This window comes from Photobacterium pectinilyticum, assembly GCF_024357955.1.
Lineage (GTDB): Bacteria > Pseudomonadota > Gammaproteobacteria > Enterobacterales > Vibrionaceae > Photobacterium > Photobacterium pectinilyticum.
The window spans coordinates 1-12,802 of the sequence record NZ_JANEYT010000112.1 but is presented as its reverse complement, the minus strand read 5'-3'; the positions used below and the strand labels follow the sequence as shown (position 1 = coordinate 12,802).

9 protein-coding genes and 1 CRISPR repeat array are annotated in these 12,802 nt (G+C 41.5%); of the genes, 8 read left to right on the top strand and 1 reads right to left on the bottom strand.

Annotated features, from left to right (window positions below; all coding sequences use genetic code 11):
• Positions 1 to 17 precede the first annotated feature (17 nt).
• Complete coding sequence (locus NHN17_RS24110; RefSeq protein ID WP_255045209.1) at positions 18 to 1,031, bottom strand: DNA sulfur modification protein DndB; 1,014 nt, start codon at positions 1,029 to 1,031, stop codon at positions 18 to 20.
• 445 nt (positions 1,032 to 1,476) lie between these two features.
• Between NHN17_RS24110 and NHN17_RS24105 the strand changes: the two genes are divergently transcribed.
• From NHN17_RS24105 to cas12b, 8 genes are all read left to right on the top strand, one after another.
• A complete protein-coding gene (locus NHN17_RS24105) occupies positions 1,477 to 2,088 on the top strand; it encodes a DUF2913 family protein (RefSeq protein WP_255045208.1) in 612 nt (203 codons plus the stop codon).
• A 10-nt stretch (positions 2,089 to 2,098) separates the two neighbouring features.
• Positions 2,099 to 2,980 (top strand): hypothetical protein, encoded by an 882-nt coding sequence (locus NHN17_RS24100; protein WP_255045207.1) that lies wholly within the window; start codon positions 2,099 to 2,101, stop codon positions 2,978 to 2,980.
• Between the two features lie 159 nt (positions 2,981 to 3,139).
• A complete protein-coding gene (locus NHN17_RS24095; protein WP_255045206.1) occupies positions 3,140 to 3,958 on the top strand; it encodes a hypothetical protein in 819 nt (272 codons plus the stop codon).
• Between the two features lie 140 nt (positions 3,959 to 4,098).
• On the top strand, positions 4,099 to 5,364 hold the full coding sequence (locus tag NHN17_RS24090; RefSeq protein WP_255045205.1) for a hypothetical protein: 1,266 nt from the start codon (positions 4,099 to 4,101) through the stop codon (positions 5,362 to 5,364).
• Between the two features lie 61 nt (positions 5,365 to 5,425).
• Positions 5,426 to 5,596: a hypothetical protein gene (locus NHN17_RS24085; protein ID WP_255045204.1), complete on the top strand. Its 171-nt coding sequence runs from the start codon at positions 5,426 to 5,428 to the stop codon at positions 5,594 to 5,596.
• A gap of 661 nt (positions 5,597 to 6,257) precedes the next feature.
• The gene (locus tag NHN17_RS24080) at positions 6,258 to 6,998 is read left to right on the top strand and encodes a hypothetical protein (protein ID WP_255045203.1); all 741 of its coding nucleotides are present in this window, start codon (positions 6,258 to 6,260) and stop codon (positions 6,996 to 6,998) included.
• A gap of 70 nt (positions 6,999 to 7,068) precedes the next feature.
• Positions 7,069 to 7,806: a metallophosphoesterase gene (locus tag NHN17_RS24075; protein WP_255045202.1), complete on the top strand. Its 738-nt coding sequence runs from the start codon at positions 7,069 to 7,071 to the stop codon at positions 7,804 to 7,806.
• An 88-nt stretch (positions 7,807 to 7,894) separates the two neighbouring features.
• Positions 7,895 to 8,658: direct repeats of the CRISPR family, unit length 32 nt; unit sequence GCTCCAACCTACGTACCCGCGCGAAGTGCAAC.
• Positions 8,659 to 9,083: 425 nt separating this feature from the next.
• Positions 9,084 to 12,632, top strand: coding sequence for a type V CRISPR-associated protein Cas12b (gene cas12b / locus NHN17_RS24070; RefSeq protein ID WP_255045201.1), 3,549 nt, complete (start codon positions 9,084 to 9,086; stop codon positions 12,630 to 12,632).
• Positions 12,633 to 12,802 lie beyond the last annotated feature (170 nt).

Here is a 12,802-nt window from a genome sequence, read left to right as displayed (position 1 = left end):
GACCTCTAAGCTATACGCTATGAAACAGGAATCCCCCTCCGAAGTGCCGAAGGCCGTAGGTGGGGGAGGATGTCAACAATACACACATTCAGCCAGCACTTATTTTCGCGATTGAAGTCAACACCGGCGAAGTTGATGTCTTTAATTGATCGTAAAGCTGGACTATTTTTTATGTCATTGGCAAGCAGGGCGAGCGCTTCAAGGAACAGTGCTGTGCGTGCAATTGACTCTTTTTCTTTTCGCCAGTCATCGGTCAACAAAACCTGAAAGGCTTGATTGGTTGAGAGCCCAGAAAAAAGTGCTGATAGATCAGCTTGAACCTCCTCTTTAATAGTCGGTTGTGCAAGGCAGCTAGCAATAGAACCTGGATAATTTGCGAGCAGTATTTTTATCATTTTGAGCAACATATCGAGCTTATATGGTTTAGAGTCTCCGAGTAGTGAAAAGATAGCGTGGAGGGGCTGACCAATAACCCGAACTTGAGAGCAACAGAAAGTAGCAAACTGATGAATAGGCGTTTCATTGTCAAAAAAGATCCTCGTACTAGCATTAGGCTTAACAACTGAGCGATGTAAATCTGTGAAGCACTGTTTTATTTTTGCACTGTCATCTTCTAAAACAGCCTTGTCTGAAACGATGATCTTTAAATCAATATGTCGTTCAGCGAGTTGAGGTAAAAAAGATAAAGCAGCTTCAATGCCGAGCCTCCTTCCTTGACCATCAATAATATGCAAACTGCTATTTTTTTCTAAGGCAACTTTATAAATATTTGAGCCTATTTTTGAAATAACTTTTAAGCCATTAGTAATGATAATAACTTGGGGGAAAAAGGTATTTGAACGGTTTGTAAGGTATTTAGCAATACTTTTGTACCCTGCAGCTGTAGTATCGCGTTGCATTTTCTTTATTTCAGCAATATTTGTATCAGCAACCTGAAAATAATTAACAAAGTCTTTATACTTCACTTTACAAGTGTATGTATTTTTGATGCCTTCTTCGCCTTTAAAGGCTAACATCACTAATTTGGACATGACTGACACCTGATTAATTGATTTGATATGGTTCATTTTATACAATTACCTGCAAAGACAATTGATCTAGTGTCAACACGAAACGTAAATGAAACACGCTTGATCTATAAATAAATGACAGGATGTTATAAGAAATGGCTATGGTTAAGAAATCGGACACTGATCTGAAAGCTGATAATATTGACTCAACGATTCTCACTATCGATGAGATTGATCTAAAAATATGGGAAGCAAATGTTATCCTAGTGCTAGAAGGGAGCGAAACACCGGACAGTAGGTGTAACCGAGTAGCAACCGATCACATTGCATTACATGCGCATCCTCGGCTGAATACTTACAACAGAAGCATAATATAAAGATTAATTAAAACTGGTCGTTTTATTACTTTATCTAGTCTTTCTGATCGATAAACAGGATTGATTGCATTTCCAATTACGGTGTTATAATGCAATCAACAGAACAATTGAGACAAACAATGGAAAAGAAATTTTTGCTATCAGAGCTGATGATGAATGTGCTACTCATGCTGTATATCAAAATCAGTGCCGGTCATCGTCTTAAGATTGCACAGAAAAACGCACTGATACTTAGCTATCTTAAAGCCAAGCACAAAGACCCGGCATATAAAGCTATAAAAAAAGATATTAAGAGTATGATCGTCAATGGCCGTGGCAAAAGCGCGAACCTTGAACATGCAATGAACGAGATTTACGACAGTTGTTCCAACGTAGAGCAGCAACGCGATAATGCCGATAGCCTATACAAACTGTTCAACCGTCTGTGGGAGGGATTAGGTATTGCAACAGAAGTGTTCCATGCTGAAACCCAAACCGTTAAGGGCAAGCTTTACGTGCTTTTCGATCACTTGGAGAATTGTTTTGAAGATAACAAGCAAATTGCGCCTGTATCTTTACTTGGTGAAGTGAATGGTAAAGCTGATTTAGACAGAATCATGACGTTTATTAATGACGATAACGCGTTTGATTGCTCTGTGTATGAATATAACCAAGATAGGCAACAGGTACACCTAATTTTAAATGATCCAAACATTAAATGAGAAAAACGGAATGAATAAAGTTATGGAAAAACTAAAAAGTCTCTTGTCTGCGTTTACACGCAATTTTAATAAGTTATTTTTGTGTTTGTCAGTATTGTCTATACCAATACCTTTTTATGTGATGTTTGTTATTTTACTTCCACAATTACATTATGGGTTTAAAGATGATGCACATTCATTGATAGCATTGCCTGCTGCTATCTTTGTGGTTGTATTATGCTGTTATCAAATAATTAAAGGGAGGGATAACTTATTTGTTACTGGCATGTCTGGTATGATGTGTATAGGCGTGCTGACAATGTTTAATGTCATAACCTTGTGGGGATTTTCTGATTCGGAAAAATACCAGTCTGTTAGGGTGGAAGGAGATACGATTATCTTTGAACCTGGTTCGTTAGAATTTAGCACGGCAATAGAGCTTGATTATATTCTATTAACAAACAGTGATCTAAATAAGGCAATGGTAACAGGTCCGGGCGGTCGTACAGATTCTGCTTATTATATGAAGTACCGTTTGGAAAAAAATGGCATTAAGCAAGTTCATGCCTATGGTGACACTTGTTTCTCTGCTTGTACTGTTTTGTGGACGGCGGGAGAACAAAGAACCATTGATGATGGGTTGTTTTTAGGCTTTCATAAATCAACTTCTGGAGATAAAGTCAGCCGCGTTAATGCTCATTTATATAAGAACTTTTTAAATGATGAATTGATTAATATTATTGCTTCACCAGATCAAGATTATGGCTGTCCATTAGATGAAGACTATATTTCAATACTTGAAGGTGAAGACAGTCCACAAAAAAGTAATTTAATTCAACAGTTAAAAGACGTTTGCTCGAATAATAAAGTAACATTTGATGATTTGCAAAATTTTGATGGATATATAATTTGATAGTCGATATATCACTCTGAGGGGGATGTTTTAATACCCCTTGATTTAATCTTTGTTACATAATCAGCCGCCCTGATATCTAGAAAATTATTTATACTACCTGCTCGTTATGCGCAATGCGTAACCGCTCTAATGCATGTTTAAGAAGGATTTTAAAAAATGGCTAAAAGTTGGCTAGCACTACTCGTGTCTACTGTTTTACTTACCGGCTGCGGTGGTAGTGGTAGTGGCGAAGATGGAAAAACAGGTGATGATGGTGATGGAGGCGGTTCTACGGCACCGAAAATTACCGGGCTTTCAAAGATGTCTATTAACGGAGTCACGTTTACCACCGTAATTCAGCCTGACGGTCGCTTTGTGGGTTCCGGTAGTGGTAGTCGTGTTGCTGAAGGCAAAATTTGGCACCAAGGCGGTGAGCTTCACGGGTGGGGTAAGTTGTATGGTGACTCCGGAGACCGTGAGCTTGTTGAGCATGTTACTGGCCTTAAAGGCGACTTAGGCCCGGATAACACCTTCGTAATTGAGAATGACTCTGGTGACTCAATGATGCTGAGAACCCACATACCGTCTGTACGGCCGGAGTACCTGGGGCAGGTAAAACCTATCTTCGACTACTTAACAGAGAAAGGTTATGGTGGCCAGATCATTAACTATTATCCACAGGTTAATTTCTATCCTGATTTAACGATCAAAGCCTCTGATACCCAAGGCCATTTTCATTTCTATCAATGCCGTGACGGTGGTGACGGGAAATTTGAGCCGTTATTATCAGATGATCAAGATTGGATTAACGGGAGCTTTTCGTTGGTAGATTGCTTCAACGCTGAGCGTAATGGTGTGTATCTTGTAGGTAGCTTTGCTCAAAAAGACAGCGGCGCGTATGGTGACCGTACGTTCTTCTACCACCAAATTATCCATGAAGCAGGTACATTCAGTAAGCATGACTGGGATGCTTACCATGATCTTGATTTTTATTGAATTTATGGGGGCAGGTAAGGCTTGCCCCTTACTTCTCATATCGTTTTTTTGTGGCAAATCTTTCCGTTACTTTATGCGAGTAGTTTCTTATACTGTCAGAGTTTATGGGATAACAGTGTACTAAGAAGAGGTGGGCACGGTTGATTACTACTTATTTGCGTCGCTTGAAAGTCTCTCCCTTATTAACAATGAAACAATGGTTAATAACCATCTTAAAGAGATTATTCAATCTAACTATCAGGATCTTAGCTCACCCGTTAATGACTCTAATAGTCTTAATCCTGCAATTAGTGCTAGGTGCTTTTCTCGGTGTTCAATTTAGCCATCTCAACTTTGAAATGTTGTTTTCGGAATACCAGGGTTTTAGCTATGTCTTGACAGCAGTTTGGGCTGAGATGAATTCGGGAATCAAGTCATTATCAATAGCAATTGCCATCGTTTCTCTCGTTAAAGCAAGTGCTGATGTGATGAAAGCCTATTTGGATAAGCGTATTGAAAATAAACAGAAGCATGTCGAGCGCTTGATGCCGCCTGGTAAAGAGTTTCCTCAGTCATATATAAACCGGCTCCGTCACGTACTTGATTACCGAAGCCTTATCGACGGCTTGCAAATTGATCCAATGGAAGCAATTATTGGTAGCTTGCATAACTTGCGTGCCTTAGCTGTAGATTATGATGCTTTAGCTGATGACTCAATCAGTATAAATTTGATGTTGGTCATGAGAGCTGATGAAATTGAAGATGTACTAGAACAGCACTGGGAGGGAGTGAATATCTTTTTCGACGGGGCGAGCCCGCGATCAGCCTGCGCCCAGATTGATGGAATATTAACTCCAATTGCAGTTGCTCATAAAGACTCAGCAAGATCTTACATCGGTAGCAACAAGCAACTCAATCAACCGTTGTTATTGCCGATTGTCGAAGGCGAATTCAGGCAAGGAAAAACAAATCAACGTGTCATAGGTGCGCCAACAGCTTTTTCAAGTGGTGTATATCAATATTACCCAATGTTTCTTAGAAGCGTAGAAAATTGGCTATATACAGAGCAAAGAAGGTTCATTAGCACAGAGCAAGCAGATGCATTGTATAAGTACTACGTTGAAGATAGCTCGGCCAGATCTCTACTGTCAGTACCCATAAACTCAGGTTACGAACTAGCTAATGACAATAATGAATTGGTGGAAGAAAGGACCACCCTCCTGGTGCTGAATATGTACTGTAGGCATGAAAATTTGCTTAGAGGGGATCCATCAATATTTCTTAGTTTGACCCAACCAATCATAGATACAATCGCTTATGCGTTTGATAGTTGGATGCAAGCTGCAGAAACAGAGATGAAAGAACGCGAACTTCATGCAGATGACGAAGATGCAACTTCACCTGAGATGGTATTGGACGAACACTGAGAAACTAATGACGAATACAAGCAGGTGCAGTATACTCACCTTGTGAATAGGAGAACGCTATATGGCAAAAAATAATGAACAAAATAGCGAAGTAACTGTGATGGTTGTGCAAAAAGATGGCACTCATCGCCTGAAACGAGTCGCACAGCCACCAAAAGGTAAGCGGCTGCATTCTCGTCTCCGCTCAAAGTCTTCTCTTGCACTCAAACAAGCAGTGTTTGGTATCCGGTAACTAACACATCGCTATCTAAGATTATAAAAACCCGCCTTATGGCGGGTTTTGTCATCCTTACGCAAAGAGCCTAAGCACCAGCCATCCTATCGATATGAAAAACAGTGCCTTGAGTAATAAAAGAATGCTATTCGAAGGTTTTCTGTTTCTAAGTGCCTCAGTCAGACCTGCCAATAAGTCATTCGTTCTTTTAGCTTGATCATTAGTCATGTTTGCGAGTGACGAATACCGTCGAAGCCAAAACTTAGCAGGTTTGTACCCTCTGTGTGCTGCCAACTGGATGAACTCAATCCCTCGCTCGTGATCACTCGACTTGAGTTCATTGTGAACGTGGAGCAATCCCAACAGATACAAAGCTGGCTCGTATCGATATGGTACTAAAGCCATATATAGTGAGCCGGCAATTTGGGAGGCACTTAAGTATTCAAATGTGAAAGCCAACGTTGTGATCGGCCTGAAAATGAGTCAGCGACCAATCTTTGTCATATGGTTTTAGTTCTGTTTTCCACTTTGCTATCAATTCGGCAATGCCAGCTCCATGTGTCTTCATTACCTTCATATTGTTTTTCATTCAAGGGGTTATCGGTATATGATAACCGATGGGAACAATAAGCGACCGCTAAATGTTGCTGTATAAGCAAACGCCAAAGAGGGCTTTATATTGGAAGAACTACGATTATCTGAGCTAGAGCATTACAAAACTCAACGTCTAAAAGCTCAAGCATTCTTCGAGCAAGAAGATGACTATGGGAGCCACCAGCCGTACTTTCTATTAGACGGAGCAATTTCTCCAGCGGAATACTTCAATAGCCCTTTTAAAATCACCACCATTTTAGCTGAACCTTATGGCTACGATCCAGAAGATGGAATTGTTGACCTCGAGCAGGGGTGGGGGACAGAACGAAATAAGCTAGGCTGGCCCAATATAGCAACTGTTATTAAGCTATCAGCTCTCTACTGGTTAATCGAATATAGCCGGCGTGAAGGTAAGATACTGCAGTACTCAGATATGCCTTATTTGTTCACGAGTGACAACCCACAATTTGAGCAGCAACATGACCTTTTAACTCAAACAGCCTGGGTGAATGTTAAGAAGCTGCCAAACAATCAATCTGCTGCAAACGCGGCATCTGTCTACAATCACGCCTTCAAGAATGCAGAAGCAATCGAAATGCAGCTTAATGGCTTGAAACCGGACTTGATCATCATCGGGCATAAGCAGGCATTCGATGGTTTAAGGCACGGTGGAGTGTTTGATGGTCTTCAGAATACAAAACTTGAAGTGCAAACTACTAGTACCGGTAAGAGCCTGATCTTCGTACCACATCCTAGTAGGTGGTCATATAGAGTGTTGCATGACGTGTATACCGCGATATCCCAGCAAGTTTTGAGAGTTAGTTAGGTCGAGCCTCAGTTGCTGGTGGCTTAAAGCCGGTCTAACATTTGGCAAATATCTATTGGAGCTTAGAAGCATGGATCAAATCAGTTGGCCAAAAGGTAGCGTTGTATTCGTAGGTGATATTCAAGGACAGTATCATCAACTACAAGCAGCCTTAGACAAGTTTGGGTTTGATCGACAGACGGATTTACTCGTCTGTTGTGGTGATCTAATAGACAAAGGTGATAACAGTTACCAGGCCTTATCGCTACTCAATGAACCTTATTTTCGGACTGTGCTTGGAAACCACGATCAGTGTCTTTTGAATGCGCTCAATACGGTGATTGAAGAAGGAGTGGATGGGTTATGCAATCCGGAACACCAACATTGGTTTTATGCTAACGGTGGTGAATGGTTTCTCGAGCCGAACATGATAGAAGCTTGCCTTGAATACCATGACGCATTGCAAGCGCTACCAGTACAGTTGGAGGTCATAGATTCAAATGGCATTAAAATCGGTGTTACTCACGGAGGATATGATTCTAGTGTTTGGCAGCCACTAGCCGATAATGAATACTCTCGGCTTAACGCTATATGGTCCCGTTCACCAATAACGCAATTTCAAAAATTAAGCAGCGAAACAAAACGGCAGAAATTAAGCTCCAAGCATAAGGTATCTGGATGCGAAGCGGTTTGCCATGGCCATACCCCCGTAGACAAGATTACGGTAGTTGGTTCACATGTGTACCTTGATTCCGACTCCGACAAAACAAGTAATTTCAACTTGATCAGTTCTGAGAACGTCGCTGAACTTGTAAGAAGGGCAGTTTAATTGATACAGCGAATTCGCAATAACTATTCTTGTATGTTGTTGCCTACAATTAGCGTGTATGAAACAGTTGAATCTCCAATTGCGTATCGCTCCAACCTACGTACCCGCGCAAAGTGCAACTTCTGTAATGACAAAGTGGTAAGCCGGTTGAGACAGCTCCAACCTACGTACCCGCGCGAAGTGCAACTTGGGCGATACGCCTGAGCAGCGGCGTGGTATCGAGCTCCAACCTACGTACCCGCGCGAAGTGCAACGATCATAATTACCTCTATATTTTAGCTCTTTCGAGCTCCAACCTACGTACCCGCGCGAAGTGCAACGTTGTTAAACTGATCGGAATTGGGTGTATTGAAGCAGCTCCAACCTACGTACCCGTGCGTAGTGCAACGTTTTCGAAATGCCTGTAGAGAAGGTCTTATCAGAGCTCCAACCTACGTACCCGTGCGTAGTGCAACACCCGGAACGAAATGTGTTGTCGCCTTTCGCAGGAGCTCCAACCTACGTACCCGCGCGAAGTGCAACAGACCAAATAAACGGATTCGTATGGTCTAAATCGCTCCAACCTACGTACCCGCGCGAAGTGCAACGCTGTCTGCTTCTTGGCTTTGCGCTCGGCTTTCCAGCTCCAACCTACGTACCCGCGCGAAGTGCAACCACAACTGCTAAGACAGGCAGTCAAAACCCCCGAAGCTCCAACCTACGTACCCGCGCGAAGTGCAACATCACAGCTACATACTGACTACAGACGTTTAAAAGCTCCAACCTACGTACCCGCGCGAAGTGCAACCAAGTTACCGCTGATGCATTATTCGAAATATCGGCTCCAACCTACGTACCCGCGCGAAGTGCAACTGCCGGTTTGGAAGCCCACGAATTCACTGGTCTCAGAGCTTGATTTGCGCTAACCGACAGAGTAATCGGAAATAGTTTCCAAGGTGTAACACGATAGCTGATTAGGCTGTTTGTAATTCAATAGCTTACGAACTCGCTAACCTACTGGAGATTTCATGATCACCACTGGTTAGCGCATAGGTAATGTTAGAGTGGCTACAGTTTGGGCTGCATCCTAGGAGCAACTAACATCTTTTATCACAATATAGACGGAATGTAGTAGATTGCAAAATAGCGACAAGCCTTCTTGGCCATATCGGTAGTCAGTGCGATTCAGATAATTTTTGTCCTTGCTCTTGATATAAGTGCACTTGCATATTTTTAACATTGAAAAAAATGCTGTATGCATATACAGTTGGTTAAGGAGTGTACAGAGGGTTCGTGGAATGGCAAAAAAAATAGAAGAAAAGGTAAACTCAACCAAAAGATTTACAAGGTCTTTGAAGCTTAGAATAAATCCATTGTCATCAGCTATCAACGAGTTATTGTTGACTCATCAAGTACTAAACAGACAAATACGGTATTGGGTTGATGTATTGCTAACCATTCGACAGGCTGAGTACACACTAAGTGAAAAGCCAGATATGCCAGTCTCTGGAACTTCAGTCAAATACCGTTGTACAAAACTCATTGAAAAAACAGTTAAAGCTGCTCAAGGCCAAGAGCTTAGTCAGAAAGATATTACTTTAGCGATGCAACTTCTAAGAACGCTCTATGAAATAATTGTTCCAGCATCAGTAAATGGAAATGCCCCTACGAACCCTGGTCAGCATGGTCGCTATTTCATTTACCACCTTGCATCTGCGAGTTCAGAGAAGGGACTCGAGAATTATTATAAAATACAGGAGATGGGCGGGGTTCCTGACTGTATCGAACCACTCTTGAATGTCGGTAACTTAAACGACAAGGTTATCGACAAAAGCAATGTGTTGGGCTGGGGGTTAACAGATGGCGCTGCAGATTTTATGTCTAATTTCAAAAAGAATTCAAAGTGGGTAATAAGGCTTACTAAATATAGAGAGTCCTACAGTAATGTTGATCAGCTTCCCAGTAATAAAGAGCTCAAAGCAGCGAAAATAGATTGGGTAGAGCTGATGATCAAGAAGGTATCAGAAGCTTGCAGTAAAGAAACAGAAGACTTGGCGAACCTCGTATCAAATTTACGAAATCTAAAGGTGATCCCTCTCATACCTTTAGCACCGATAGCACAGCAGCTTAAAGACAGTGATCGAAAAGCCAAACCGGATGACACAACGGACAAAGTTTATGCCAGTGTTAGTAAATGGGATAGCTTAGCGTTTGATATCGCTGTATCTACGGTGAGTGCCTGGGAGACTCAGTCTCATAACGTAAAAAATGAATATGCAAATAAACTAAACAAACTAGTTATTTTTGAACAAGGCTCAGTAATTGGCTATGAGCAACATAATCAGGTTATCAAGCAATATGAAGCCAATTGGGAAGAGGAATACAGATTATCAACCCGTACTAACTTGCCTGATGGCTTTTCCTTCAATATTACCGGAAGGATGATCAAATTATGGCCAGAACTGAAAGAAAAGTGGCGTGGCCTCGACCCCAAAAAGCAGGGGAAGAAAGCACGAATGGAAGCTCTCCATCACCTACAGGAGAAACGAAAAAAAGAGATGGGGGATGCCAATTTTTATTCTTGGTTAGCTGAGCCTGAGCAATACTGCCTCTGGTGTGACACAGATTATGTAACCTTTGCAGTCAAACATAGAAAACTATTAAAAAGTGTCGCGGAATCTAAAGAGGCAGCACTACTATGCGTGCCTGATCCATACTTGCATCCCAAATCGGCACACTGGGAGTTCAAAGGAAATAATTTTCATAAATTTAATCTTTCACAAAATAAAAATGGTTGGCAACTAGAGCTGAAATTGCTTTGTAATGGTGAACATGGGCTGGAAGAAAGGGATTGTAATGTCGGGCTCTATGATTCTTTGCAAATGCCTAAAGCCAGCATTGACGGTAATAAGCTAGAGTATGAATACCACAATCATATCCTAAAAGCAGAAGTACCAAGTGTTAGGATTTTGCTGGATAGAGGTTGGCTTGAATCATTGAAGTTAGATAACAATCAATCGACCTCTACACACCAAAAGAAGAAGGTGAAGCATTACGTTGTTATAACATTGAATTGTTTGCCAATTAAAGATACGACAGTCCCATATAAACAAGTGGAATATTTGTGGCACGCACGATCACTGGCTGGAAAAAAACCACCAGCCAAAGTGAATAAATGGGCTGAAGAGCTCGCGATTGGTACACGTTTCATGACTGTTGATTTGGGTTTGCGAAGCTTTGCCCATTGTTCAATCTATGAAGTTTCAGAATCACCGTTGGACGGTAACATTTGTTTTGAAATTGATAGGCCAGAAAAGCCGTCGTTATACGCCAATAAAGTTGAACAGTTTGAGTTGTGTCTAAATGGTGAAAATCCGTCGGAAGAGACCATTGCCTGGCGCGAAAGAGATTGGATGTTCATTCATGAAATTAGTGTCAGAACTCATTTTTTAAAGAAATTCAAAGCTTCACTCAAGATCCATAACCATCAGCAAGCCAGTGATTTAGTCTCTATTTTCTTGTGTACCGGTTACTTTAAAGACAGTGACAGTCATATGAGACAACTCAATGAACTCTTGAACAACGCCCCACATGACTGGGGTGCGATCAGCAAATGTTATGAGATATTGAGAGACAAAGCTGGTGAACTCGTTAATGCTTACAAGCAAATTATAAATTCAGAAATGCACATTTCAGAAAAATGGGGCTTGAGTATTGATGGCCTGAAGTTTTGGGACAAAGAGCGCCGTGTACTTAAATCTTGGTCGATGTTGGATTTTGATGTATTGGAAGATGAATACAATATAAGTCAAATTGTAAAACGTGGGCTGGGTTATCAATGGCCTTCACAGTGGGGGGCATTTGGTAAGAAGAATTTGCACAAGCAACATAAAGTGAAGAAACATAGGATGGAAGAGGCGAGTGCCCTTCTTATTGCTTACGCACGAGGTGCTAGGCCATCAAACCCATCTGGAAAGTTAGTCGAGTATAAAAAAGACCCTTGCGATGTCATTATTTTTGAAGACCTAAGTCGCTATATAACAAGGTACGATAGACCCCGAAGTGAAAATGGTCAATTAATGCAGTGGTCTCATCGAACTCTCTTAGAAAGAGCAAAGGAAAAAGCTGAATTATGGTCGATTAAGATCCATACAATCTCACCTGAATATTCATCGAGGTATGATGGAGTAAACTTTACACCAGGTATGCGGTGCTTTCACCTAACAGCACAAGATTGTGATAATGCTGAGTATCTTGATGACATTCGCAAAAACTATCCCCAGTTTAAAGGTGTTACGTTACTACCCGGTATGCTGGTTCCACGGAGGGGTGGGGAACATTTCGCTACCGTTTTTGAAGGCAATCTTGTATTCAAACAGGCAGATTTTAATGCAGCTGATCAGTTGGCAAACCGTTTCTTCACACGGTTTAAGCATTTTTTCAAATTGCGTTGCAGGCAGGCGTCGACGAATGAAGGTAGTATTATTTGGGTACCTGTCAATTTAGGGAAGCGTCTACTCGGTACATTGGGATATGGTTATCTGATTCCAGAAACCGGAACCGAAGAGTTAAGCTGGGTCAGTGTAAGCCAGCGAGTCTGGAATCAGTTTGGGATACAAACTATTGATGAAGCCGATAAGAAAGACGAAGATGAAAGCGTTGAGGGAATTGACGATTTTGAATTCCTAGAAGATTTTCGGACATTCTTTACAGACCCATCAGGGCAGATCCTTCCTAAAGGCACCTGGTTACCAAGTAAGGAGTTTTGGGGACAAGTTAATACCCAGATTATCGATAAAATGCTGACTTATAATCAAATAGACAGCAAGAGTATCACCTCAAAGTAGTCAATCATTAACCCATATTCAACTCTAAATGAGCTGTGGCTTTATGCTTCAGCTCATTGCTATTAGTCCATTCGTAAAGCTGCAATGCTCCAACTGAAGTGGTCAAGTGAAATTGGCCACGGTCTTAGAGTCATTCCAGAATAACCGTTCTGACTCATTTGGCGTCAGGC

Coding starts and splice junctions, on each gene's coding strand:
- NHN17_RS24110 (WP_255045209.1), bottom strand. CDS start 1,031: ATGTCCAAATTAGTGATGTTAGCCTTTAAAGGCGAAGAAGGCATCAAA.
- NHN17_RS24105 (WP_255045208.1), top strand. CDS start 1,477: ATGCAATCAACAGAACAATTGAGACAAACAATGGAAAAGAAATTTTTG.
- NHN17_RS24100 (WP_255045207.1), top strand. CDS start 2,099: ATGAATAAAGTTATGGAAAAACTAAAAAGTCTCTTGTCTGCGTTTACA.
- NHN17_RS24095 (WP_255045206.1), top strand. CDS start 3,140: ATGGCTAAAAGTTGGCTAGCACTACTCGTGTCTACTGTTTTACTTACC.
- NHN17_RS24085 (WP_255045204.1), top strand. CDS start 5,426: ATGGCAAAAAATAATGAACAAAATAGCGAAGTAACTGTGATGGTTGTG.
- NHN17_RS24075 (WP_255045202.1), top strand. CDS start 7,069: ATGGATCAAATCAGTTGGCCAAAAGGTAGCGTTGTATTCGTAGGTGAT.
- cas12b (WP_255045201.1), top strand. CDS start 9,084: ATGGCAAAAAAAATAGAAGAAAAGGTAAACTCAACCAAAAGATTTACA.